Origin of the sequence: Saccharospirillum alexandrii, assembly GCF_043641555.1 — a bacterium.
GTDB lineage: Bacteria > Pseudomonadota > Gammaproteobacteria > Pseudomonadales > Natronospirillaceae > Saccharospirillum > Saccharospirillum alexandrii_A.
On sequence record NZ_JBHZRJ010000002.1, the window covers coordinates 936,846 to 962,416 of the forward strand.

Annotated in this window: 22 protein-coding genes and 1 tRNA gene; 14 read left to right on the forward strand and 9 right to left on the reverse strand. The window is 56.8% G+C overall.

The genetic code is table 11. The features are described 5' to 3' along the window. Positions 1-30: 30 nt before the first annotated feature. Positions 31-705 (forward strand): hypothetical protein, encoded by a 675-nt coding sequence (locus ACHUE7_RS10255; RefSeq protein ID WP_394169859.1) that lies wholly within the window; start codon positions 31-33, stop codon positions 703-705. Positions 706-709: 4 nt separating this feature from the next. On the opposite strand, the gene ACHUE7_RS10260 is transcribed toward ACHUE7_RS10255, so the two are convergent. Then, complete coding sequence (locus tag ACHUE7_RS10260) at positions 710-2,155, reverse strand: sensor domain-containing diguanylate cyclase (RefSeq protein ID WP_394169860.1); 1,446 nt, start codon at positions 2,153-2,155, stop codon at positions 710-712. Between the two features lie 311 nt (positions 2,156-2,466). Here ACHUE7_RS10260 and ACHUE7_RS10265 point away from each other — a divergent pair, with 311 nt between their 5' ends. Beyond that, positions 2,467-3,705 (forward strand): MFS transporter, encoded by a 1,239-nt coding sequence (locus ACHUE7_RS10265; protein ID WP_394169861.1) that lies wholly within the window; start codon positions 2,467-2,469, stop codon positions 3,703-3,705. A 5-nt stretch (positions 3,706-3,710) separates the two neighbouring features. On the opposite strand, the gene ACHUE7_RS10270 is transcribed toward ACHUE7_RS10265, so the two are convergent. Continuing rightward, the gene (locus ACHUE7_RS10270; protein ID WP_394169862.1) at positions 3,711-4,046 is read right to left on the reverse strand and encodes a chaperone modulator CbpM; all 336 of its coding nucleotides are present in this window, start codon (positions 4,044-4,046) and stop codon (positions 3,711-3,713) included. Further along, positions 4,043-5,014, reverse strand: coding sequence for a DnaJ C-terminal domain-containing protein (locus ACHUE7_RS10275; protein WP_394169863.1), 972 nt, complete (start codon positions 5,012-5,014; stop codon positions 4,043-4,045). The genes ACHUE7_RS10270 and ACHUE7_RS10275 overlap by 4 nt, the downstream gene beginning before the upstream one ends. A 204-nt stretch (positions 5,015-5,218) precedes the next feature. On the opposite strand from ACHUE7_RS10275, the gene ACHUE7_RS10280 reads away from it, so the two are divergent. Then, on the forward strand, positions 5,219-6,259 hold the full coding sequence (locus tag ACHUE7_RS10280; RefSeq protein WP_394169864.1) for a GGDEF domain-containing protein: 1,041 nt from the start codon (positions 5,219-5,221) through the stop codon (positions 6,257-6,259). 15 nt (positions 6,260-6,274) lie between these two features. Here ACHUE7_RS10280 and ACHUE7_RS10285 read toward each other — a convergent pair whose 3' ends face one another. Next, a complete protein-coding gene (locus tag ACHUE7_RS10285; RefSeq protein WP_394169865.1) occupies positions 6,275-7,606 on the reverse strand; it encodes an amidase family protein in 1,332 nt (443 codons plus the stop codon). Positions 7,607-7,655: 49 nt separating this feature from the next. Beyond that, positions 7,656-9,152: an adenylate/guanylate cyclase domain-containing protein gene (locus tag ACHUE7_RS10290; RefSeq protein WP_394169866.1), complete on the reverse strand. Its 1,497-nt coding sequence runs from the start codon at positions 9,150-9,152 to the stop codon at positions 7,656-7,658. 107 nt (positions 9,153-9,259) lie between these two features. Between ACHUE7_RS10290 and ACHUE7_RS10295 the strand changes: the two genes are divergently transcribed. After that, positions 9,260-9,853: a nitroreductase family protein gene (locus tag ACHUE7_RS10295; RefSeq protein WP_394169867.1), complete on the forward strand. Its 594-nt coding sequence runs from the start codon at positions 9,260-9,262 to the stop codon at positions 9,851-9,853. A gap of 137 nt (positions 9,854-9,990) precedes the next feature. Then, positions 9,991-10,078: transfer RNA gene (locus ACHUE7_RS10300), tRNA-Ser, on the forward strand. Positions 10,079-10,370: 292 nt separating this feature from the next. Here ACHUE7_RS10300 and queF read toward each other — a convergent pair. From queF to ACHUE7_RS10315, 3 genes are read right to left on the reverse strand one after another with little or no spacing between them, the layout of a single operon-like run. Then, positions 10,371-11,201, reverse strand: coding sequence for an NADPH-dependent 7-cyano-7-deazaguanine reductase QueF (gene queF / locus ACHUE7_RS10305; RefSeq protein WP_394169868.1), 831 nt, complete (start codon positions 11,199-11,201; stop codon positions 10,371-10,373). 24 nt (positions 11,202-11,225) lie between these two features. Then, complete coding sequence (locus tag ACHUE7_RS10310; protein WP_394169869.1) at positions 11,226-11,996, reverse strand: ABC transporter permease; 771 nt, start codon at positions 11,994-11,996, stop codon at positions 11,226-11,228. Next, positions 11,993-12,925 carry an ABC transporter ATP-binding protein gene (locus ACHUE7_RS10315; protein WP_394169870.1) on the reverse strand — a complete coding sequence of 311 codons (933 nt, stop codon included), beginning with the start codon at positions 12,923-12,925 and terminating at the stop codon, positions 11,993-11,995. The genes ACHUE7_RS10310 and ACHUE7_RS10315 overlap by 4 nt, the downstream gene beginning before the upstream one ends. 167 nt (positions 12,926-13,092) lie before the next feature. Here ACHUE7_RS10315 and ACHUE7_RS10320 point away from each other — a divergent pair, with 167 nt between their 5' ends. Together ACHUE7_RS10320 and ACHUE7_RS10325 are read left to right on the forward strand one after the other, a co-directional pair. Further along, positions 13,093-13,980: a TIGR01777 family oxidoreductase gene (locus ACHUE7_RS10320; RefSeq protein WP_394169871.1), complete on the forward strand. Its 888-nt coding sequence runs from the start codon at positions 13,093-13,095 to the stop codon at positions 13,978-13,980. 90 nt (positions 13,981-14,070) lie between these two features. Then, entirely contained in the window at positions 14,071-14,682 is a 612-nt protein-coding gene (locus tag ACHUE7_RS10325) for an HAD family hydrolase (protein ID WP_394169873.1), read from the forward strand. Between the two features lie 5 nt (positions 14,683-14,687). Here the strand turns inward: ACHUE7_RS10325 and ACHUE7_RS10330 are convergent, their stop codons facing one another. Continuing rightward, complete coding sequence (locus ACHUE7_RS10330) at positions 14,688-15,707, reverse strand: asparaginase (protein ID WP_394169874.1); 1,020 nt, start codon at positions 15,705-15,707, stop codon at positions 14,688-14,690. Between the two features lie 153 nt (positions 15,708-15,860). On the opposite strand from ACHUE7_RS10330, the gene ACHUE7_RS10335 reads away from it, so the two are divergent. From ACHUE7_RS10335 to ACHUE7_RS10365, 7 genes are all read left to right on the forward strand, one after another. Beyond that, on the forward strand, positions 15,861-16,313 hold the full coding sequence (locus ACHUE7_RS10335; RefSeq protein ID WP_394169875.1) for a dCMP deaminase family protein: 453 nt from the start codon (positions 15,861-15,863) through the stop codon (positions 16,311-16,313). Between the two features lie 109 nt (positions 16,314-16,422). After that, positions 16,423-17,394 carry an ABC transporter substrate-binding protein gene (locus tag ACHUE7_RS10340; RefSeq protein ID WP_394169876.1) on the forward strand — a complete coding sequence of 324 codons (972 nt, stop codon included), beginning with the start codon at positions 16,423-16,425 and terminating at the stop codon, positions 17,392-17,394. Positions 17,395-17,838: 444 nt separating this feature from the next. Then, positions 17,839-18,654: a carbohydrate ABC transporter permease gene (locus ACHUE7_RS10345; RefSeq protein WP_246026184.1), complete on the forward strand. Its 816-nt coding sequence runs from the start codon at positions 17,839-17,841 to the stop codon at positions 18,652-18,654. Between the two features lie 3 nt (positions 18,655-18,657). Continuing rightward, complete coding sequence (locus ACHUE7_RS10350; RefSeq protein WP_127554786.1) at positions 18,658-19,509, forward strand: carbohydrate ABC transporter permease; 852 nt, start codon at positions 18,658-18,660, stop codon at positions 19,507-19,509. A 2-nt stretch (positions 19,510-19,511) separates the two neighbouring features. Then, a complete protein-coding gene (locus ACHUE7_RS10355) occupies positions 19,512-21,617 on the forward strand; it encodes an alpha-galactosidase (protein WP_394169877.1) in 2,106 nt (701 codons plus the stop codon). A 143-nt stretch (positions 21,618-21,760) separates the two neighbouring features. Continuing rightward, positions 21,761-22,978, forward strand: coding sequence for an ABC transporter substrate-binding protein (locus ACHUE7_RS10360; RefSeq protein ID WP_394169878.1), 1,218 nt, complete (start codon positions 21,761-21,763; stop codon positions 22,976-22,978). A gap of 137 nt (positions 22,979-23,115) precedes the next feature. Then, on the forward strand, positions 23,116-25,287 hold the full coding sequence (locus tag ACHUE7_RS10365) for a LemA family protein (RefSeq protein WP_394169879.1): 2,172 nt from the start codon (positions 23,116-23,118) through the stop codon (positions 25,285-25,287). Positions 25,288-25,571: the final 284 nt, after the last annotated feature.

Genomic DNA, 25,571 nt, shown 5'->3' on the forward strand with positions numbered 1-25,571 from the left:
CCACAGGCTCCCAGCGACAGGACCAGCACCATGAGCGAGGCGCGTTACGACATCTATTTCCGGGGCGATCTGCTCGAGGGGTTTTATGCCGACTTCGTGAAAGCGGATATGGCGCAGCTGTTCAAGACAGACCCCGCCCGACTGGAGGCGTTTTTTTCAGGAAAGCCGCAACCGGTCAAACTGAAGGTAGACCGGCCGACGGCGGCCAAATACAAGGCAGCGCTTGAGAAGATCGGGGCCAAGCCGATTATTGTGCCCATGGGGGAAGCCATACCGGCAGGAGCCGCGCGCCCTGAGGTATCCGCGTCAACACCGCAACAACAGGGTTCCAACGCCGGGTCTGTTAACCAGCCGGTAACAGAGCCCGGCAGCACCTCCGACTGGACGGTCCTTCCGGCGGGCAGCGACATCGGCGAACACCGGGACATCCAACCGGTATCGGTCGATACTACAAGCTTCAGCCTTGCGCAGACGGGCGCCACCCTGGTTGAACACCCGGAACGCCCTACTCCTGTTCAGGTCGATATTTCAGGATTGTCGCTGGATGAACCCGGGGTCACCCTGGTGGAGAACCCGGAACGGCCGACGCCGGCCCAGGTCGACCTGTCCGGTTTGTCGCTGGATGAACCCGGCGTCACGCTGGTCGCCAGCGATCGGACTGTGCCACCACCGCCCCCGGATATTTCGCATTTGAAGCTGGAATAGCGACTCAGCGGTACCGACTGCGCTCGCGGTACCAGCGTTCCTTGTCGGCATACATTCGCTCGTCGGCCAGTTTCAATACGTCTTCCGGCGGCACCTGATCGGAACTGGCAAGGCCGACACTCATTTGAATGGGGGTTTCTACCTGGACACCGTCATCGGTGGTCAGGCTGATGTTTTTTTGTTTCACCTGGCGATCAATTCGCTGCATCAATGCTGTCGCTCCGCTCTCATCTTCACTGCGACACAGAATCACAAACTCATCACCCCCGTAGCGGAAGACTTGATCCTGATCGCGGCAGATGCTCTTTAGTGCATCGGCGACAAAGCGTATTAGCTCGTCTCCCGCAGCATGCCCATGCTGATCGTTGACGGCTTTCAGGCCGATCAGATCGATCAGAATCACGGAAAAGTGATCACTGGCATCGTCTTTCAGGCGGTTTTGCGCTTCCGCCAGTTCCGATTCCAGACGCCCTCGATTGTAGATCCCGGTCAGCGCATCCCGCTCCGCAGCGGCCTTGAGCTCAAGCGTCAACAGCTTGTTGGCAACCGCCGTGCCCAGTTGCTTGATCAGCAGTTGCAATGCCTGACGTTCCTCCTCGGAAAGGGTTGCTCCCTGTATCAACAGCAAGCCCTGAAACCGGTCAAAGCGCTCGCGCAAGGGAAACACAAAACTGCCGGTATGTTGATCGGTGGTATTCAGAAAGTACCCTTGCGGCAGGTGCTCTCTGGAGCGTGCCAGACGGCGCTTGAGAATGGTCTGCTGCTCCTCATCCAGATCCGGCGTGAAGACAGCAAAGTAAAGGCCATCGTGATCCCGCGGGTCTTTCAATACAAAACCGAACGACTGGTCCGGGTAGAGTCGTTGCAAAACATCCAGTGCGGCGACCACCAGTGACTCGAAGGATTCAACCTGATCATTCAGATCGCTCAATTCAAGCATGGCGCTAAAAACCACGTTCTTTTGCTCGGCGTACTTTTTAGTGCTCACCAGCCGGGATTTCTGGGTATAAAACACCCAGGCGATGCTGAATATATAGAGTTGAAGCGAAGCCATGGTCAGCACGTTGATTCCCATGGGAGCCTCCGGAGACCAAGCGACCCCTGAAAAAAAGGCTATCAGAGCAATACCCAATACAAAACAAATCAGAGCCAAGGCACACTGACGTATACCACCGGTCATGGTATTGTTAAGAATGACCGCAGCGAGCAAGGTAAAGGATATCCAGCCAGAAAAGTTGATGTGGGCACACCAGGCACCCAGCACCAGCCCGTCAAACATCATGGCGCGGCGCTCGCTGCTGACAGTCGACTGACGCCAGTGGTCATACCAGTACACAAGATGGGGGTAAATCAGAAAATAGAGTGCGGCGAGGGGCAGGTTCCAGTAAGACCAGCCTCGCTCCAGCGTCAACCACGCAATAGCAACAAAGGTGGCACCAAACCCCAGCACCCTCGGGGTATAGTTGACCCGAGTTAGCCTGGGCAGTCGATACTGAGTTGCTGAAGCAATAGACGTAGGCAGAGTGAAATCTCCAGTGACGAATCGCTACTTAGCCTTCCGTGCCCTAACACACCAGCCATTGAGGCCCGGCCCCAACAAAAAGGTGGCCCTGTGAAGACGCTTCGTTGCACCCTTGGCAGGGCCCGTCTGCGTTATACTGATGAATACAGTGTGGTCCATGCACCAGGCCGGGGCAAGCGGGCCACACATTGCATCCATGTAAACCTCGGGAACCATTGTGCACCAGCCTAATCCTACCCATGACAAGTAATCCGGGCGGCTCTGCCAAGCAACCACCGTCGCGTTCGGCACTCTCGTCCCCCATTTTCCGGGACTATTTCATTGCCACCAGTTTCGCCACCCTGGGGATCTGGATAGCCCGCTTCCTGATCGGCTGGAGCGTCTGGGAAGTCACGCTGTCTCCCTTATGGGTCGGTGTAACCAGCGCCATCCTGCTGGCCCCGACCTTTCTGCTGTCACCCATATTCGGGGTGATTTCCGATCGCATCGATCCGCGCGGTGGCGTCGTCACCACCGCATTACTCAACACCCTGATTTGCGTTGCCATTGCGGTGCTGTTTTTCCTGGATGCAATCAATCTCGCTGCGTTGCTGACTTCCGCTCTGGCGTTTGGGTGTGTCACCGCAGCCCATCATCCAATGCGCCTGGCCCTGGTGCCCAAAATTCTGAGCCGACACCTGTTGCCCAGCGGCATCGGAATGACGGCCATTGTCTTCAATGTCTCGCGGATCATCGGCCCGGCGCTGGGCGCTGGCATCATCAGCATTGCCAATGTCGGGGTTGCCTTTGCCCTCTCGGCCCTGTGTTTTTCCGGAACCCTGACGTTTCTGTTGCGCGTTCCAAAAGTCGCCCCGGCTGCCCGGGACCGCAGTATCAGCCTGCTGGGGGATCTTCTAGCCGGCTTTCGCTTCATTCGACAGGCGCCGCTGGTGCGACTGGTATTGCTCATGACGCTGACCAACGGCCTGGTTGGCCGCTCCGTGCTGGAGCTTCTGCCTGCCATTTCCGGTGAACTGACCAGCGGCAGTGCGCAGAACCTGGCCGTGCTGACTGGGGTCGCTGGTGCCGGCTCCATCATTGGCGGCGTTATTGTCTCGCGCCAGCGAGGCGACCTGGCCCGCATCAGCCGACTGGTGCTGATGGGCCTGGTGATCAGTTCGGCGGCCATACTGCCCTTGCTCAAGCTGAACAGTCTGGTGTGGCTGATCGGCATTATCTGCCTGTGTAGCCTGGCCATGACGGTCATCGGCACCGGTTGCCAGGCGCTGATCCAGATGATGATAGATGACCAGTACCGGGGGCGTGTCATGAGCATCTGGACAGTGGTCAGCATGGGTAGTCCAGCCATTGGCGCTCTGGTAATCGGGAGCCTGTCGGAATGGTTCGGTCTGGTACCCACTCTGGTCAGTCTGGCTGCCCTGGCCCTGGCTTTCAGCCTGAACCTTACCCGGCAACGCCGGCGGTTTGCCGATGTCTGAGCAAGCTACCTGACGCCCAACTGCCGCTCCAGGGAGTGCACCTGCTGTCGCAGAGCCTGCAATTCTTCAAGCAGGTCCATCGCCACTGCCACCCCTTGCCAGTCGAGATCCAGCTCCCGTTTGAGGCGAACCGCCTGATGCAAGGTCGGCACCACCGACACCTGAAATTGCCAGCGATCGGCAGCGACGGTTTCTGGTGCAATCAGCCCCAGTTCCACCAACTCAACCACCATAGTCTGCTTGAGTCCGCAACGTTCGCAAACGTCGTTCAAACTCAGCCAGACCCCGGATTCATGTAATTGTTGCTCATCGATAATGACGGTGGTGATGTCTTTGCTCATAACCCTTTCTCCAGCGATTTTCTGGGGTTAAACCCCGACTCCGCTTCGGCCAGCTCCCGGTACAGCGCTTCCGCCCTGGCCGAGTGATGGGCAGGCAAGGTCACCTGCACAGTAACGATCAGGTCTCCGGTCGGATTTCGACCCAGGCCCCTTCCTTTTAGGCGCAGCTTTTTACCGCCCACCGAGCCTTTGGGTATGGTCAGGTTGACCGACCCGGTGAGCGTCGGGACTTCTACCTTTGCGCCCAACGCAGCTTCCCAGGGGGCTAGAGGGAGCGTCAACAACAGATCACGCCCGTCGACCGCGAACAATGGGTGTGGCACCAGCTCAATCTCCAGAAACAGATCGCCAGCGGCACCCCCGCTGTGGCCCGGGCCACCCTGACCGGCCAGACGGATACGCTGTCCGGCAACGACGCCGGCCGGTATTTTCACATTCAGCGTTTTGGTTTTGTGATACATCTGCCCACGGGCATCGGCTGCCGGCATTTCCAGCTTCAGGGTGCGCTGAACCCCTTGCACCGCCTCTTCCAGAAACAGGGCCAACCGATGATGCATGTCCTGCCCGCGATGACTGAAAGAACGCCCTCCCCAATCACTGGCACCCGCCTGACGAAACCCGCTGCCAGCCATACCCTCTCCCGCCATGCCACCGCCAAAAACGGACCTGAAAAAGTCGCTGAATTGCCGGCTGGCTTCGTCGTCACTCATGCCGGCACCGGCGCCTGCAGAGCGGCGGCCACCTCCGGCAGCGCGCAAAGCCCTGATTTGATCGTATTCAGCTCGCTTTTCGACATCGCTGAGCACTTCGTAGGCCTCTCCGACTTCCTTGAATTTCGCTTCGGCGTCCTTTTCCTTGCTGACATCGGGGTGGTATTTTCTGGCCAGTTTGCGATAGGCCTGTTTGACTTCGGCCTGGGTCGCCTTGTCCGCAAGGCCCAGGACCTTGTAGTAGTCTTTAAATTCCATAATCTGAGCAATGCTCCTGAATCATCTAACCAACCGGACGGTTGGCATAGAGGGACACCCTGAATAAGTCCCCACAGTTAAGCCTCTGAAAGCAAAAACAGCAATGCCCGGGCTGGATTATGAAAAAGCCTCACCTGCAGCACGACTGTCAATTAGCCGCTGGAATGCTATTGTTTACAAAACGGAGCCTGAGACCTTTCCAGCGTGCAATTGGGTAGTACACCAGAACAGATCGAGTTAAAGCGCACACTGGTGCTGATGCGCTTTTTCGCGGTAGCCGGCAATATGATCATGGTGCCCTTTGCCTTACTGGCAGTCTGGCAGGGCCTCTGGATCCGGTTCTGGATTCTGTTGCTGGTCGTATGCGTGATCACCACCCTGGTCGTGACCGCCCATGTTCGCCAGCAGACAAGCCTCGCCAGAGTCGCACTGGCAAGCGTGCTGTGTCTGTTCGCCCTGTATCTTACTGTCTCTGGCGGCCAGGATGGCACGGGAGTCTACTTTGCCTTTACACTAATCCCGATGATGATCGTCATTGCAGGCTGGCGATGGGGCCAGATTCTGGGTGGCCTGTACACGCTGATGCTGATCGCCGCCATTCTGGTCGACTGGCCCTGGCTCTACCCCTATACCCTGGAAGCCGTGCCCCGCCTGATCGCCGCAACGCTGTTTATTGTATTGCTGAGCCTGCTGATTGAATGGACCCATGTGCAATCCTACCTGGCGATTAAACACACGGCTGATATGCACCGGAAGAACTCCCTGACCGATCCGCTGACTGGCCTGATGAATCGGCTTGGTCTCGAGCGGCAACTGTTAAAATGGGAACAGACTGATCAGCCGGCCGTTGTTGCACTGATCGACATCGACCATTTCAAAGCCGTCAATGATCGCTATGGCCACGACGTGGGAGACCGCGTGCTCTCCACCTTTGCCAAGGTTTTGCGCAACAACCTCAAGGAATCCGACAGCGTCTGCCGCTGGGGTGGCGAGGAGTTTGTGCTGGTGATGATTGGCCTGACAGAAGCGGAGGCGCTGCCCATCGTCGACGAACTGCGCAAACTCATCGCCAATCGCCGGTTTCAGTTCGACGAGCACCTCATCAGCCTGACTTTCAGTGCCGGGCTGGCGGCGTTTAACGGCGAATCGGAATTCAAACGCGCGCTGAAACTCGCCGACCAGCGGGTGTATCTGGCCAAATCCGATGGACGCAACCGTGTTTTCTCCGGCGAGAGCGACAACTGACGGGTTGAATTCTGCTTACTGGCACGCCAGCACAACCCGCTTTAGATGCTCATCCTGACCGGCAAGCCCCATTAGCTGAACGCCAATGTGTTGCCCAAGAGTATCCACCCCGGCGGGTACAGTAATAGCCGGGCTGTCGAGCAAACTGGCCACCATACTCAACCTGAGGCAGGCTGTATTGGCCGCCCGGTAGGCTTCATCGTCCTGTACCAGAGGCGCCAGTATGGGGGCCGTTTGCGCCACCGTCGGTGACAGCAACACAGCCGAACCCAACTGCTCTTTTAATGCCTGCTGCAGTGCGCGCCGCTCACGATACAAACACACCACATCGGCCGGAGAACGCTGCTCAAACGCCAGAATCCGGTCCCGAACCCGCGGGTCGAACCGGTCTGCAGGAACCTGTTCGAGCAATTCCTTGTATTCAGCGAGGGCTTCAAACCCACCCAGCCAGCCAAAACGGGCGGTTAGCTGATGACATTGGCTGACAACCGGCACGGCCTTGCGCACAACTCTGATGCCCATCGATTCCAGTTGATCGGCATACTTCCGTGCTGCCATACGGACAGCGTCTTCCAGTCCATCATCGTCCAGTGCCTGTTCATCCAGCACGACGGTTACCTGGTCGGATGACAGAGGCTGGCGAGGCTCGGTGACCTGGCCGCGAAAGGCATCATCCGTCGCCAGGCAGTCGTCCAGCGTTCGGGCGATGACGCCCGGCGTGTCCAGGCTGCGTCCCAGAGGCACCACGCCGCGGGTCGAGTGCTGGCCTGTGGTCGGCCGGTAAGACACCAAACCATTAAAAGCCGCGGGTATGCGCAGCGAACCGGCGGTATCGGTACCCGCCGCTACCGGAACCAGCCCCATGGCAACGGCAACGGCCGAGCCGCTGCTGGAGCCGCCGGGCACGCGGGGTTCACCGCTGCCAGGCGTCGCATCTGGTGTGCCGTAGTGCGGGTTCATGCCCAAACCGGAAAACGCCAGTTCCGTCAGATTGGTTTTGCCGATGCTGACCAGGCCTGCCTGGCCGGCCCGGTGCACAACATCGGCATCCCTCGACGCCGGTTCGCTGAACACCCGCCCCCCGGCGGTGGTGACTTCACCGGCCACATCAAACAAATCCTTCCAGGCGATCGGCACGCCATCCAGAGGGCCCAGACGACAACGATGCGCTTGTCGCCATGCCGATTGCTCCGCTTCGCGGCGAGCCCGGTCATGCAGAACCTTCAAATAAATGGCAGGGTATTGGTCTGCCTGTTGGAGCGCTTGTTCGGCTAGCTCGACCGGGCTCACCTCGCCTTGTGCTATGGCTTCCCCGAGTTGCAGTGCAGTTGGAAACTGAATTGACATGAGAGGGCTCCAGGGTCAGGCGACCGGAGCAGAACGCCGGTTGCTCCGCTCAGGGCGTAAGATTGTTGAGTGACTGTTTGACTTTGTCGATGGCATCCATGATGCGGTCGCGGTCATAGTTGCGCACTTTTTCAACGTCCATCGACAGCGAAAACCCTTCCAGATCCACTTCGGTGTAGCTGTGACGTGCCCCCAGATCCTTGCGGAAATCGACGACCTGATAGACCGGCACGGGACGGGAAAACCCCTTGGCATTTATCCGGCCTTTCTCGCGGCACAGAATGGTGTCTTTTATCAGGGCATAGGTTTCATAGGAAACCAGAATTTCACCGGGCTCAGCAGAGGATTCAAGCCTGGAGGCCAGGTTAACCTCTTTGCCGAGAATGGTGTAATCCATACGGGTTTCGGCGCCAAAGTTGCCCACGGTACAATAACCACTGTTAATACCCATGCGAATTTCCAATGGGTGCTGTATGCCCTGCGCTCGCCAGCGCTGTCGCAATATACGCATCAGCTTGCGCATCTCGATCGCCATGGATACGCAAGCCAGGGCATCCTTGCGCACCCCTTTGGATTCCGGGTCGCCAAAGAACACCATGATGGCATCGCCAATAAACTTGTCGATGGTGCCGCCGTATTTCATGACGACGCGACTCATTTCGGTCAGGTAGGTGTTGATCAGTTCGGTTAGCGCTTCGGCTTCCATCATTTCCGAAATCTCGGAAAAGCCTTTGATATCGGAGAAAAATACCACCAGCCGCTTGCGCTGGGTTTCCAGTTTCACATCCCGTTTGCCCCGGAAAATGGTCTCCCAGACTTGCGGCGACAGGTATTTCGACAACTTTTGAGACAGCCCCCGGTATTGCTGGCTTTGGCGCTGAAGCTCCTGTCGCGTCATTTTCAGGTAACGGGCTTGCTGCGCCGTGTAATAGGCATTCACACTGACATGCAGGCCCGCGCCAAAGGCCGCTATCACATTGGTCAGCACGGTGGTTTCAGTGAAGATAGGCTGCGGTTCGATTATGTACATCACCCCCGCGCCCAGTGCCACAAACAGCAAACACAGCACGTAAGACGAGGTTCGCCCCACACAGATGAAACTGGCATTGGCCATGATCAGCAACAGCATGGTCGGAACCAGCGGTGACCCCATGGCAACCAGGATGGCACCGATAAAAAACGCATCGAACAACATCAGCGTATAACCGACATGCTTCGGGAAGCGCCGGCGCATGGGAAGGCTGAGAAAGCGGATCAGGGTTGGGTACAACAAACAGAACCCGACAATGATCGAGAACTGATTGGAAATCTGGCCCGCATACAGAATACTAACCAGGGTGCCGGCCAGAGTCAGGTAGATCAGCGAGCGGGAATTGAATTCGGCCGAGATCGGCAGAACGGTAAAATCATCGGTCAGTTCAATATCGGCAACCGATTGGGTATCTGCACCCCGGGAAGGCACCTTGCCTTTCGGGTCTGTTGCCCGACGCCCTCGAATGGGGGCCGACGGCTTGGGTGTGCCATTCTTTTTATTGTCAGTGGCCATGTGCCGTTTCTGCATCCCGTAGCAACCCCAGTAGGCTCAAGGGCTTATGTTAAACGAATCAGATGGGTACGATAACTGAAAATGTGCGTTAAATCACTGAGTGGACCATGACCCAAAGCCCCGACTCCAAAGCTCCGGCACAGCCGGCACTTGCCCTGCTACAGCAGCGCGTTTCACACCCACGGCTGACCGACCCCGGCCCCAGCCAGGCACAAATGGCCGACCTGTACAGGGCCGCGATGCGCGCACCAGACCACGCCTGGCTGCGCCCCTGGCGATTCATTGAAGTCAGTGGCAACGACCGCACTCGCCTGGGAGAGTACATGGCCCACAGCGCCCGGCAAGACGACCCCGACCTGGCCGACAAGCAATACCAGAAACTCCTCAATAGCCCTCTGCGGGCGCCCCTGGTGCTGATCGCCTGGGCAAAGATAAGCGAACACCCCAAAGTCCCAGCGATCGAACAGGTACTTGCCACCGGCGCCGCCGTTACCAACCTGATCAACGCCGCCCACGCCCTCGGCATAGGTGCCGTCTGGCGCACCGGCGCACCAGCCTACAGCCCCGCGCTCAAGCAGACCCTCGGACTGACGGCAACCGACCACATAGTCGGCTTCATATACCTCGGCACGCCTGCAGGCGAAGACAAGCCCGTTCCAGCCCTTAACCCCGCCGATTTCATCAGCCCACTACCGACTTAAGCAACCCCGCACAGCGCGGTCATAGGGACCGCGCTACTTCAGACCTAACTGGTTGTTTTACCTCAAAAACTTGCAAAACCACCAGCCATCCTATAACCTTCGCCGCCGTTGTTTGCCACTGCGCAAACAACCGATATGGTGAGGTGGCCGAGTGGCTGAAGGCGCACGCCTGGAAAGTGTGTATACGGAAACGTATCGAGGGTTCGAATCCCTCCCTCACCGCCAGATTCCACAAAAAAGCCCCCGCTCCGCAAGGAGTGGGGGCTTTTTTGTGGAATCTGGCGGTGCGGGCGGTGTGGACGAACCCTCCGGTTCGACTGAACGCCAGGAGCGTTCAGGGCCGCCAAAGGCGCACGCAGTGCGGGGCACACGGATGTGCCCCGGCCAATCCCTCCCGGGTCGGCCTCCGCTACCGTGCCAACTCATCTCCGCAGGGAGTGGGGGCTTTTTAGTGGAATCCCGGCCGCTAAGGCGATATGGATGAACCCGCCCGTTACAGTCCTAACCAATAAAACGCTTACTGCCGAACCAACCGCCGATTATCCACCACAAACCCGTCATCATTCGACCGATACGGATTAATATCCAACCCACCCCGTCGAACATACCGTGCATAAACGGTCAACCGCTTGCAGCCACAATGCTGGCTTAAATCCTGAAATATCCGCTCAACGCATTGTTCATGAAACTCATTGTGCTGGCGAAACGAAATCAGATACTTCAGCAATGATTCACGATCGATGCGCGGGCCGCGGTAATCAATGACCACACTGCCCCAATCTGGCTGCCCTGTTACCAGGCAATTGGATTTCAGCAGGTGGCTGTGCAGCACTTCCTCGACATCCCGGGTAGCGTCTGCTTGCAACAAATCGGGCTTGGTCTGGTAGTGTTCAACCTCGATGTCGAGTTCATCCAGGCAATCACCAGGCAAAGTGGTGATGTCTGCACTGTGACCCATCTGATTCAGGGGTACCAGCGTTACCCTCACCGGCGCTCCGGCGGCTGACGACAGGTCACGTTCCAAAAGATCGGCCACGGCGCGCACGCTGTCAAACCGGGTCTGATTAAACGAATTCAGATACAGCTTGAACGATTTTGACTCAATCAGCCGCGGAGACTCGGCCGGTATGAATATCTCACCCATAGCCACCAGCGGCTTGCCGCGATTGTTCAACCAGGACAACTCATACGCATTCCACACATCAACGCCACGAAAGGGAAGCTGTTGCGAGTCGATGCCGATTTCATCACGCTTGCCCTGTCGCTCTATCGGAAACAGCAGGCTCGCATCGTAGTGATCGATGTAGGCGCTGGTCTTTCCCAGCGGCGAAGCTTCAGGGGTAGCCATGGTCAGTCTCCGTCGTCGAACATTTTAGCTGCGCAGGCCTCGCCCGGTGTGCAACAGGTAGAGTGCCCAGCTCATCAGCAGGGCAACAAACATCAGCAACATTCCATAAGCCGCCAGCACCGGTATGTCGCTGTGCCCGATAATGCCATATCTGAAGGTGTTTACCATGTACAGAATCGGGTTGAGCTTGCTGACCCATTGCCAGAAGTCGGGCAACAGTGACACCGAGTAAAACACACCGCCCAAATACGTCAGTGGCGTCAGAATGAAGGTGGGCACGATGGTGACATCATCGAACTTGGTGGCAAAAATTGCGTTGATGAGACCGGCGGTTGAGAAGACAACAGCCGTCAGCAAAATAACACTGATCGTGACAAAGGCATTGTGCACTTGCAGGTCGGTAAACCACAGGCTCAGTAGCGTCACAATAAAGCCACAGGCCAGCCCACGGGCAACACCGCCGACCACGAAGCCGAGCATAATGACCCAGTTCGGAACCGGTGCCACCATCAGCTCTTCAATGGATTTTTGAAATTTGTTCGAGAAAAAGCTGGAACTGACGTTACCGTAACTGTTGGTGATAACGGTCATCATGATCAGGCCGGGGACGATGAACTGCATGTAATCGTAACCGTCCATGGTACCGATCCGGCTACCAATCAGATTGCCGAAAATAATGAAGTACAACACCATGGTAATGGCCGGTGGCAGCAAGGTTTGCATCCAGATACGGGTAAAACGGCGAACTTCTTTATAAACAATGGCCGAAAAAGCGACCCAGTACGGATGATTCACGCGTCGGCCTCCTGTTTGCTGTGGGTGGTCAGGTCAACAAAGAGTTCTTCTAGCCGGTTCGTCTTCGGCCGAATGCTGACAACCTCCAACCCCTTGGCTTCCAACTGGGAAAACACCTCATTCAGAGTTTGCTCACGACTCAGATCAAACTCGATGCTGTGCTCGTCCAACAGCCGGCTGCTGAAACCATCCAGTTCAGGGGCAATGGTCAGTGTGCCCCGCACATCGACCACATAGGTCGAACGTTGCTTGCCTTTCAACAGGGTTTTTGTTGGTGCCTGCGCCACGATTTCGCCGTTATCGATGATGGCGATGTTGCGGCAGAGGCTTTCCGCTTCTTCAAGATAGTGGGTCGTCAGAATAATGGTGGTACCCTGCTTGTTCAGCCGCTTTAGAAACGCCCACATGGACCGGCGAATCTCGATATCGACGCCCGCGGTCGGTTCATCCAGAATCAGCATGCGGGGCTCATGCACTAGCGCCCGGGCAATCATCAGGCGTCGTTTCATGCCTCCGGAGAGCATGCGCGCCGGCACGTCGCGCTTGTCCCACAAATCCAGCTGTTTCAGGTAGGTTTCAGACCGGGCTTCGGCCAGTTTGCGCTTGAGACCATAGTAGCCCGCTTGCTGGATGATGATGTCCTGCACTTTTTCGAAGGAATTGAAGTTGAATTCCTGAGGCACGACACCGAGGCTGCGCTTTACGGCTTCTCGCTCGGTCGCCAGATCAAAGCCACACACCTTCACAGTGCCTTCGCCTTTATTGACGAGAGAAGACACGATGCCCAGGGTGGTCGATTTACCGGCCCCATTAGGGCCGAGCAGGGCAAAAAAATCGCCCTCTTCAACGCTCAGGTCGATGCCCTTCAGGGCGACAAAACCATTGTCATAGACCTTGCGAAGCTGTTGGATTTCGAGCGCTTTAGTCATGAAAGTCCTGTTCTGGTAGTCAGTCGCCACGCGGCGCCAGTATCAACAGGGTGATCGTGGTGGCACGGCGATTGAATCTTTGCTGCTATGCTGGGTGATCAGGCAACCTGACCGGCAATGTGGTGCGTATAAGTGGTTGCTAAAGTCATTATTTCAATGGAGCCAAGATGAAAGTCCTGATTACCGGTGTCACTGGCCTGCTGGGCTCGCAACTCGCGCGGCATTATTCCCAACACGGACACGAGGTCTGGGGACTGGTACACAGCACTCCCGTACCCAGTGATCTGGCCAGGTACTTAACCCAGGTTCGGGCGCCCAGTGAACTGACCGGAGATTTTGACCTGGCCATCAATCTCGCCGGGGCCAGTATTGCCGGAGGGCGGTGGTCGGCCAAACGCAAGCAACTATTACGAGACTCGCGCATCGGCTTCACCAACTCCCTGCTCGCTCCGCTATCGGCCGCACAATACCGCATAGACCACCTTATTAGCGGTTCCGCCATTGGTTACTACGGTTCCACCACTGAGACAGTTACGGAACAGTCATCAGCCGGGTCTGATTTTTCCGCCCGCATGGTGGCTGACTGGGAAGCCAGTGCTCTGGCAAGCCAGGCGCACATAGACAACATTACCCTGATCAGAACCGGTCTGGTGCTCAGCAACCGGGGCGGGTTGTTGAAACAGCTGGCGTTGCCTGCCCGGTTGGGTCTGGCGGCCAGACTGGGCAAGGGGAATCAGGGTCAATCCTGGGTTCATGAAGCCGACTGGCTCGCAGCGGTCATCTGGTTGCAGGAACAGCGCCATACCGGAGCCTTCAACCTAACGGCACCCGGGCCGGTATCACAGGATACGTTCAGCCGCACACTGGCCCGGCAGTTGCACCGCCCTTATTGGCTGAAAGTCCCAGCTGCGCCTTTGCGCTTGGGTATGGGCGAACTGGCTGACCTGGTGCTAAATGGCCAATGGGTGATCCCCGCCCGGTTAAAGGAGCAAGGCTTCAACTTTGCATTTCCGGATCTGGAATCGGCCTTGCACGATCTCTTTGGCGCGCACTGATTAGCGTCCCTATTTGCCGTATACTCCCGCCCTTCAACAGCCCGGCTGACTGTAAATAAACCGGGCTACTACGTCGTTCAGGAACTCACAATGTTTGATGTCACGCCGTTTCGCGGCCTTGTTTTTGATATGGATGGCACCCTGGTCGAAAGCGGCCCGTTGCATGAAATCGCCTGGCGGGAAACATTAGCCAAGTACAATCTTCCGGTAAATGCCCGGCTGATGCATAGCCTGGCCGGTGTTCCCACGCGTGAAACCTTGCTGCGGGTAGCGGCGGAAACCGGGCATCCATTGAGTGCTCCAGTGGAGGAGATGAACGCCTTCAAGGAGGCTCTGGTCGCCGATTTGGCCCCCCGCTACGTTAAGGCCACACCACTGGCAGAGCTGGCCCGCCAGCAGTTTGGGGTCTTGCCCATGGCCGTGGGAACCGGTGCCTATACCGCCGAGGCGCGGGGCATCCTGAAGCACTGCGGTATTTTATCGTTATTCGACATCGTCGTCGGTGCCGATCAGGTAACGCACCCCAAGCCAGCAGCGGATACCTTTCTGGCCTGTGCTGCCCACCTGGGATGCGAACCGGGCGACTGTGTTGTCTTTGAAGATGCAGATCTCGGGCTTGAAGCCGCCAGGGCTGCCGGCATGACAGCGGTGGACGTACGGACTGAGTTTCAGTTCATCAACGACTACTTCCTGGCCGGCTAACGCCTCTATGCCCGCCGGGAAAGCGGTGACAGACTGGAAAAACTCGTGTCGACCGGTCGCCAGTAACCGGTCAGGCGCTGGTTCCAGTTACGGATTTCCGGCGCCATTCGCATGTCACTAACGGGCAGCCCGAGCCGGGCCAGTATAGCCGTGAGGGCGGTTTCGGCCGCTGGCGCTGATCCAGTATCCATTTTCAGGGCGATGCCGGCATTCAATTCCGGAATAGCCGCGATGTAGACCCCTTCGGCACCCACTTTAAGAAACGCTCTGCCATTCAATTCCACCATCACTTCACTGCAATAACGACCGGTACCGGCCACCATCACAGGTTCGCTGACGGCCGCGTCGTACAGTTGCAGGGCGGCCTGCTGATACATGCCTGGCAGCTGATCCGGGTCGCCAAAGCGGGCAAATCCAAGGGCCAGGTTTTTCAGTGGCATGGCCCAGGTAGGAACGCTGCAGCCATCTGGCGCCATGGGCGCCCCTTCGAGACGGGCATCGCAACAGGTTTCAATGCACTCGCGAATGGCGATTTGCACCGGATGATCCACTTCAATATAGCCCTCAATGTCCCAGCCCATATGACGGGCCATGGCCAACATGCCGACATGCTTGCCAGAGCAGTTGTTGTGTCTGGCTCCCGGCGTTTGCCGATCCCAGGCCAGGTCGATCAGCGCCTGCTTTTGCATAGGCCAGTGTGCGCCACATTCCAGCGCCGGCTCGGACAGCTCCAGCTTTTCCAACATGGCCAGGGCCGTGTTCGTGTGAAGCGCCTCGCCGTTGTGCGAGGCGCAGGTCAGCGCCAGTTCCGCTGGCGTAAAGCCAAAGGCTTTGGCGGCACCACTGGCCACCATGGGTAACGCCTGGAATGCCTTAATCGACGAGCGCGGATACGTCAGCGCATTCACATCCCCCACGGACCACAGCGTCTCGCCGCTGCTGCGCACGATAACTGCCCGTCCGCGATGGGTGCTTTCAACGGCATCACCACGAACCACTTCGACCAGAACAGGGTTGGCTGACATGAATTTGAACTCCAGCGACTAATAACAACGAAAGGACGGTCACAGTACCAAAATTCGGCAGAGACGAGTACGAATTACCGGATCCAACGGGACAGCATCGCGCCACACCGGTAAACTGATTCACGGTACTTTCCCGGCAAAAAGGAGCAACGTATGGCGAGCAAGTGGGCACAGCGGTTTTTCCAGATGGCGGAGCTGGTCGGCTCCTGGAGCAAAGACCCGTCTACACAGGTGGGTGCAGTGATAACACAAGGCAACCGGGTCGTGTCACTGGGCTTCAATGGTTACCCGCACGGTGTGTCAGACCGTGCCGACACCGATGACCGCGAGATGAAATACGCCAAGACCATTCACGCCGAGGAAAACGCCATCCTTTTTGCCAAGCGGGATCTGGCCAACTGTGAAATCTGGGTCACGCACTTTCCCTGCCCAAATTGCGCCGCCAAGATCATACAAACCGGCATTACCATGGTGCACTGCCCGGTTCAGACCGAAGACTTTCTGTCGCGCTGGGGAGAAAAAATCACCATCAGTGAATCCATGTTTGAAGAAGCCGGGGTCCAGGTACACTGGGTCAAGGAACCCCTCACGGACCCGTCGAGCTAACGTCCTCCTACCAATAACCTAGGTTTGCCCGGCGGCGGTTTCGTTATGCTCAGGCTCCCTGTCAGAGCACTGCTGTTCTGCAGAACAACAATAATAGCGGGAGCCAAAGATGATAAGAACAACCTGCCTTGCCCTATTGTGGCTAGTCTGCACACCGTTGTGGGCGGCGACGGTTCTGGTGATTGAGAGTTACCACCCCGAATACCCCTGGGACGCCGACTACCTGAGATCGATAAATGAAGTGTTGGGGGCCAGCAATACCATCGAAACGTTTTATCTGGATACCAAACGGCTACAACCTGCCGAGTTCGATGCACGAGCAGACCAGCTTGCCGAGCAAACATTGGCATTGGCGCCAGACGTTATTCTAATGGGTGACGACAACGCCCTCGCCTACATGGGCCCGCGCCTGAAAAACGCGGGCATTCCGATTGTGTTTTTTGGTGTGAATGGCACTCCGGAGCAGTATGACCTGGGTGATATGGAGCTGCTTACCGGCGTACTCGAGCGCCCCCTGTTTCGCCAGACGGTGCGCCATCTGCGCAAGGTATTAAGTCAGAAAGACCGCTTTCTGGTGCTGATGGACGACTCCGAAACCATGCGCAATGCCGTCAATGAAGCCTGGGGAGACGTTCGCGAAATCGACATCCAGGGCAGCCAGCTAGACCTGCTACTGACCAATGACGCCGAACTCTGGCAGGAAGCCATACTCACGGCTCATGAAACCTACGATGCGGTGATCTTTGGCACACACCACACCATTCGCTACCGAGACCAGCGCTACGCTGAACCCAGCGATCTGATGGCAATGGCTTACGGGGAGTCCCGGGTTCCCCTGTTCGCGTTCTGGGACTTTTTTGTCGGTGAGGGCATGACAGCAGGCGGCTATGTGCTATCGGGCTACGATCAGGGTAAAACAGCGGCGCGGATGGCCGACCTGATTCTTCGGGATATTCACCCTGGCAGCATTCCCATCATTCGCGGCGAGACAGGGAACTATCTGTACAGTCGGTCGGGCATGGAACGCTGGAACATCCGATTGTCGACCCTGACGGCGACACAGACGACTTTCATCGACTGACACATCACTGCCAAGGCGCCTTCAGTCCTGATCGCGCCGATTTCACCCTCGCTCCACTCGCATAGCGCTCCTACTGCTACCTGACAAGCCCTCATCCGGGTTCCAATTCATTCTAAACAGCCACTACCAGCAGAGGCACCCCTTGGCGCCTGAAACGAGCAGTATTCCATCTCAAGAAAACGATTTCAGTCATCTTGCTGTGCGGGTAGGTCCTCACTATGCGGGGCTATCAGCCTTGTTCTTCAAGCTTGATCACTTTCTTAAAAAATTTTCTTGAAAACGTTACCAAGCGTGCTCATACTCTCTTCCAATCTAGAATTAAAAGCGTCGGTCACAGTCGCTAAAAATAACCACAAGAAAGTAAACGAGGTATTGCACGTGCAGGAGACATCTGGTCAAAGCAGATGGCATGCACTGACGCCATGGCTGTTTATGTTGCCTGCCATGTTGCTGTTCGCTGTTTATGTCATCATTCCTATCTTTCAAAGCATCTGGATCAGTTTTTTCGACTGGGACGGCATTGGCGATAAAGTCTTCATCGGTTTTGGCAACTACGCAGAACTGATGGACGACCCCCAGTTCTGGACAGCCCTGTGGAACAACGTCCTCTGGCTGCTCTTTTTTATGCTGGCCGTTCCCATCGGCCTGGGCGTCGCTCTCTTTCTGAACCAGCAGGTGCTAGGCATTCGCGCCGTCAAATCGTTGTTTTTCTTTCCCTTTGTTATCTCCCAGGTCATCGTCGGGGTGGTCTTCTCCTGGTTTTACGACCCAAGTTCCGGCCTGCTGCAAGACATTATCGGCATCTTCGGGTTCGAGCCCCTGCCCATTCTTGCCAGCGAATCCATGGCCACCTACGGCATCATTGCCGCCGGTCTCTGGCCACAAATCGCCTATACCATGATTCTCTACCTTACCGGCCTCAATAACCTGAGCCCGGACCAGATCGAAGCGGCCCGTATGGACGGTGCCCACGGCTGGAGCATGCTGTGGAAAGTCATCATTCCGCAATTGCGCCCGGCGACCTTCATTGCCGTGGTGGTTACCGTCATCGGTGCGCTGCGCTCCTTTGACCTGGTCGCTACCATGACCGGTGGTGGCCCCTATGGCAGTACCACGGTATTGGCTTTCTTTATGTACGAGCAGTCCATCTTCAGTTACCGCATGGGGTACGGTGCCGCCATCGCAACCGTTCTGTTCCTGCTGATGCTGGTGTACATCGCATTTTTCCTGTGGCGCATGCTGCGTGCGGAACGAGGATAAGACATGTTTCCGACTCCCATACAACAAACGTCCCGCTTTACCCAGATCAGCTACAAGGTCGCGCTGCCGCTGACCATCCTGATCTGGCTGCTGCCACTGGCCGCCATCATGATGACCTCGGTGCGCTCCATTGCCGACATCAATGCCGGCAACTACTGGGGCTGGCCCGAGCAGTGGATGCTGATCGAGAACTACACCGAAGTCTTCGCCCGGACTAACATGGGTCGCTACCTGCTGAACAGTGTGCTGATCACAGTGCCGGTCATGATCTTTTCGGTCGGTCTGGCCACCATGGCTGGCTTTGCCCTGGCCAAGTACAAGTTCCGGGGGCGCATCGCCATCTTTGCCGTCTTTATCGGCGGTAACTTTGTTCCGTTCCAGATTCTGATGATCCCGGTTCGCGACCTCACCATTCAAACTGGCCTGTACGACACCATCTGGGCGCTGATTATCTTCCACACAGCCTTCCAGACCGGCTTTTGCACGCTGTTTATGCGTAATTTTATCGTCGGCTTACCGGATGAATTGTTTGAATCCTGCCGCCTTGAGGGCGCCAGTGAATGGCAGATTTTCACCAAGATCGTGCTGCCGCTGGTTCGGCCAGCACTGGCGGCCCTCTCGGTGCTGATTTTCACCTTCATCTGGAACGACTACTTCTGGGCGCTGGTGCTGGTTCAAAGCGATGAGGTCAGGCCAATAACCGCAGGCATCAGTGCGTTGCGAGGCCAATGGCTGGCGTCCTGGCAACTGATTTCAGCGGGCTCCATTGTGGCTGCACTGCCACCAGTAATTCTGTTTTTCGCCATGCAACGCCACTTCATTGCTGGCCTGACGTTGGGCGCAACCAAGGGGTAAACATGACGGTTCACGCACTGCATTCAGAGCGGTCTACCCTGCTGATCGAGGCACAGTCTGACGATGCGCCTGTCGTTCGCTACTGGGGCGCCCGACTGCATCAGTTGCCGGACCCTGTATTGTGGCAACCCGCGCTGCCCCAGGCAGGTTTGGATGAAGTCCGGCCATTGAGTATCGCGCCGACATTGGCCGACGGTACCTTTCTGGAACCCGCCTTGCGTTCGCATCAGCATGGCCAGGGCTGGGCCGAGCAGTGGCAATTGACCGCCACTCAGGCAACAGACGCTGAACTGGCCTTCGTGCTCGTCAGTCGTTCAGGCCTGGTCCGGCTCAACTGGCAGGTCACCCTGGATACAGCAACCGATGTACTGTCTATACATACTACCCTGACTAACCAGAGCGATGCCGAGCTCGCCCTGGAGCAGTGGCTGACCACCTGGCCACTGCCTCGTGAGCACAACGACGTTCTGTCGTTTACAGGCCGCTGGGTCAACGAATTTCAGCCGCGCCGTCAAGCACTGCCCATTGGCGCACTGGAACTGACCAACCTCAAAGGCCGTACCTCGCACGACCACTTTCCAGGTCTGCTCACCGGGACTCCGGGGTTTACGTCGGAGCAAGGCGACGTCTGTGCATTTCACTTGGGCTGGAGCGGCAACCACCGCCTGCGCGTTGAACGAAATCAGCAAGGCCACACCCAGTTTCAGGCCGGAGCGCACTTGCTGCCCGGTGAAATACGGCTCGAGCCCGACGCGCACTTTACCGCGCCGGTACTCTACGCCACCCGATCGTCATCCGGCTTCAATGGTATCGCTGCTAATTTCCAGCAATTTGTACGCAGTAACCTCCTGAACTGGCCCGGCAACGGTCCGCGCCCGGTTCATATCAATACCTGGGAAGCGATTTATTTCGATCACACCCAGAAGGCGCTGGATGACCTGGCCGAGGCCGCCGCTGCCGTTGGTGCTGAGCGTTACGTACTCGACGATGGCTGGTTTCAGGGGCGTCGCGACGATACATCGGGGCTTGGCGACTGGACGGTCAACGAAAGTATCTATCCGGAAAAACTGCACCCTCTTGCAGCAACCCTGCAACGCACCGGTCTTGGGTTCGGTCTCTGGGTTGAGCCTGAAATGGTAAACCCGGATTCCAACCTGTATCGCAATCACCCGGAATGGGTGCTCGCCATCAATGGTCAGCATCAGCCTCTGGCGCGTCAGCAGCGGGTATTGGATCTGACTAGGACGGAGGTTCAAACCTACCTGTTTGAACACCTGAGCGCTTTGCTCAGCGAATACCCCATTACCTACCTTAAGTGGGACATGAATCGCGACCTGGTACAGGCAGCTGATGCTCGGGGTCAGGCTGCGACCTTCCGCCAGACAGAAGCCCTCTATGCCTTGCTCGCAAAATTGCGTAATGCGCATCCGGAGGTCGAAATTGAATCCTGTGCGTCCGGCGGTGCCCGAATGGATTACGGCATTCTGCAGCATACTCATCGATTCTGGCTGAGCGACTGCAACGACGCGCACGAGCGGCAACGCATGCAGCAATGGGCCGCCCTGTTTTTTCCGGCCGAAGTGCTCGGCAGCCACATTGGTCCACCGCACAGCCACACCACAGGCCGTCAGCACACGACAGAGGTTCGAGCGGGGACCGCCCTGTTCGGACACATGGGCATCGAATGGGATGTTCGTCATCTCAACGATGCAGACCGACAAGCACTGACAAACGCCATTGACCTGCACAAGGAATGGCGACCAATCATCCACAGCGGGATTCGCCGTTCCCTGCAGCCTGTAGATCCGAATCAGATCGCCTTTCAGACCGCTGCTGCACCGCATCACCTGATCAGTGTGTTTCAGCAAGACATGCCCGAGTTGTCGGTTCCCGGGTCACTGCGACTTTTAGCGCTACAGCCCGACAAACGTTATCGACTCTCGATCATCCTTCAGTGCGCAAAAACAGGCCACTTGATGAAAACACTCCCAGCCTGGATGACCCGGGATGCGGTAAGACTAAGTGGTGAAAGCCTGATGACAGTGGGGCTGCCACTGCCCGTCATGGACCCGGACAGTTTGCTGGTGCTGGCTCTGACTGAAGATTAAGTCAATCGATTTGATGCGCTGGCCCCGGCCAGCGACGCAAAAGAAAGCGCTCAAGCGCGAAGAACCGTGTCCCCGGTATACCGGTGACACATTGAAATGGGGCTCGCCCCAGATGTATCACAACAAAAAAGAAGGACGAGGCTATGAAACTGAAAACCTTACTGACAGCCAGTGCCATCGGGGCCTTATTCATGACCCAGGCCAGTGCTGGTACGCTAGTCATCAACTCCAACCAGTCTGACCCGGCGCCCAAGGCCGCCTGGGGAGAAATCATTGCCGATTTCGAAGCCGCCAACCCGGATATCGAGGTGCGGCTAAACGAATACGACCACGAGGGCTACAAAAGCGCGATTCGCAACTGGCTGGTCACCTCCCCACCGGATATCGTGTTCTGGTTCGCTGGCAACCGGATGAAGTACTTTGTCGACCGTGGTCTGTTTGAACCTGTTTCAGACGTCTGGGCCGACAACAACATGGATCGCACTTTCGCCTCCACTCGGGCATCCATGAGCGTTGAAGGCGAGCAATACGGTGTACCGGCCACCTACTATCAATGGGGTATTTACTACAACGCCGATATCTTTGATGAACTGGGCCTCAGCGAACCGCAAACCTGGGACGAGTTCATGAACGTCAACCAGACGCTCAAGGACAACGGCTACACCCCAATCACCATCGGTACCAAGTTTTTGTGGACGGCCGCGGGCTGGTTTGACTACCTGAACCTGCGCACTAACGGCCTGGATTTCCACATCGACCTGATGGACGGAAAAATCCCCTACACCGATGAGCGTGTCCGTGCGACCTTCGAAAACTGGCGCCAACTGATTGATGCCGGCTACTTCCTGGAAAACCACGCTTCTTATAGCTGGCAGGAAGCGCAAGCTCCCCTGCTTAATGGCGAAGCGGGTATGTACCTGATGGGTAACTTCCTCACGCCGAGCTTCCCGGAAGGTTCTAATTTCGACTTCTTCCAGTTCCCACAAATCGACCCAAGCGTCGGCATGTTTGAAGATGCACCGACCGATACCGTGCACATTCCTGCTCGTGCGAGCAACAAGGAAGACGCCAAGCGTTTTCTGGCTTACGTTGCGCAGGCAGACGTGCAAACCAAGCTCAACCTGGGTCTGAACCAGCTGCCGCCTAACGCCAGCGCTGAAGCCGGTGACAACACCTTCCTGCAGCAGGGTCTCGACATGCTGTCCAGTGCCGACGGTACTGCCCAGTTCTACGACCGTGATACCGATCCGGCCATGGCCGCTGAAGGTATGAAAGGGTTCCAGGAATTTATGGTTAACCCGGATCGTCTGGACGCCATTCTGACCAACCTGGAACGGGTTCGTCAGCGCGTCTTCCGCTAAGTTCGTTCACTGTCACACCTTTAGGCGACCTGCGGGTCGCCTTTTTTATGCCCGGATTTTCCGCAGCAGGCAGCGGTGTATAATCAGTAACACTTGTTTTACCATGATTCTGAAACAGGGAATCACAGGGAAGAACCATGGGTTATTGGCTAAAACGTTTGCTGGTACTGGTGCTGGGTTCACTCAGCCTGCTATTGGCAACACTCTGCTTTAACTGGGGCTTTACCGCTCTCAGCGAATCACGGCAGATGGAGCGGTTACCGCAGTCACCCATTGCGGTTCTTGCCAGCGGCCCTTATGCCGTGGCCGGTCGCACAGAACGTGAATTGAACGTGTTGACGGCGCCCTACTCCGGGCAATCTGTTTTGTATGTCCGGTATTTGCTGGAAGAGGAATACCGGGATTCAGACGGAGACCTGCGCACACGAACCCTCGACAGTGGGCAACGCAGTACCCGCTTTCAGTTGACGGACGACAGCGGCACTTTGCGCGTCGACCCGACCTTGTCGACCGGTAACATCAACTGGGACGTGCAACGCACCTACCGGGTACGCCAGGGCGATTTGATCTACTCGGAATGGACCCTGAGTGAAGGGCAACGAGCTGAGCTTCTGGGTCGTTTTCAGCCCTCGAACCAGACGCTGGTTTTCAACACTCTGAATTTTAATTTGCCTGCGACCATTACCGACTCCAGCTTGCAAGCTGCCGGTGGGCAAAGCCTGTTACGTGCGGCCCTGATCATCTCTCTGGCTGCCGGCCTGGTATCTGTCGGCATCGCTCTGATCCTGATCGGCCTGGGCATTCATCGCTTTATTCTCTACGTCAGCGCCATGACCGTGATCATGATCGTCTATCTCTGGGGCCAGGGCCTTTATCAGCTCGAACAAGACTGGCAACGTGCCGCCTCTCTGTACCAGACCCGAATGACGGCGCTCGGCTCCTCACCCACCCTGGAACAACGAACAGACCTGCTGGCGATGCGATTGTTAATAGCCCGTGGCGCCGAACCCTGGCCAGACCGGCTGTTCTTCCAACAGCTGGCGTCCGATTATTTTCCAGCGCCGGAGGGTCTGGATTCAACACGGCGACAGGCTGTTGCAGAGCGCATGGCGAATTATCCAGGCAATCATTTCGACAATGGCTGGGTGACTCTGCTAGCCAGTATTGGCAGCGCAGGCTTTTCAATCTTACTGCTGTGGCTGGGTATCAGGCGCATCAGGCTTAAGCGCCTAATTGAGCATTTGCCTACCGCTGCTACCACGGGGCTGAGCTATGGGCTGGCAGAACTCAAAGGGAAGGTCGACCTGCAGGCAGAGCCACTAACGTCGAAACTGACCGAAAACCCCTGTGTTGCCTTCCACTACCTGGAAGAAGAGAAACGCGGCTCGGGCAAAAAATCCCGCTGGGTCACTCTGGAAGAGATTGACCGTCGCCTGCCCTTTGAGCTGACCGATGAATCGGGCAGCGTCTGGGTCTACCCTGAAAAAGCCACCATGCATTATTCGGATACGGTAACTCGCCGCCAGGGCAGACGCCGTTACAAAGAATCCTGGTTACCGCCCGATGCCAAGCTCTATTGCCTGGGTTTCGCCGGGCTCGATGCAAACCGGTCAGACCGCCTGGCGTTGCAGCATGAAGACGAACAACCTTATATTGTGAGTACACTCGATGAGCAACGCCTCATCCAACGCAAAGGCGCCCAGGGCTTTCTGTTTACCTCCGTCAGCCTTGGCCTGCTGCTCAGTGCGTTCCTGATACTACTGGCGTACGCTGGCTCGCTGACGCCAGCCGACCTGCTGCTGACCGCCTTGCTCATTCCGGTGTTTCTGTTCCTGTATACCCTGGTTCTTCACTACAACGACCTGATCTTTCTGCGCAATCGATGCGACAAAACGAAAGCAGACATTCGCACCGTTCTGCAGAAAAGACACGATTTGATACCACGCCTTAATCAGGTTTTGCAGGGTTATATGAAGCATGAACAGGAATTGCAGACCGCACTCGCAAACCTTCGAACGGCTAGCCCTGAGATAGGTGACAGCCCTGATCAGATTGATCAATACAACGATCAGGTAGAGGCACTCAATCAACAGCTGATCGCCCGGTCGGAAGCGTATCCGGAGTTAAAGGCCAACACCCTGGTAGCAGAGTTTATGGAGCAGGTCGAAACCACCGAGAATTATCTGGCGTTGCTGCGTAATGGCTATAACGATGCCGTTGAGCTCTACAATACGCAAATACATTCTTTTCCCGACCTGTTGCTGGCCAAGGCATTTGGGTTTGATGAGAAGGCGTTGTTTAGACGATAACTCTGGCCTGGGATTGTTAGAGAGGTGTATTTGGCAGCTGGGATGACCTAATCGGGGTGCCAGGCAGTGCCCGTCATCAGGTATTCGAAATAAAAAAACCCCAGACCTTCTCAGGCCTGGGGTTGGTATTAAAACGGTTCGTCTGGTCCGGCACTCCGGTCTCGACTTGACGATGACCTACTCTCACATGGGGCGGTCCGACGATTTGGGACCACACACACCAAAAAGCGGGTCTCCCCATGCATAAAAAAACCCCAGACCTTCTCAGGCCTGGGGTTGGTATT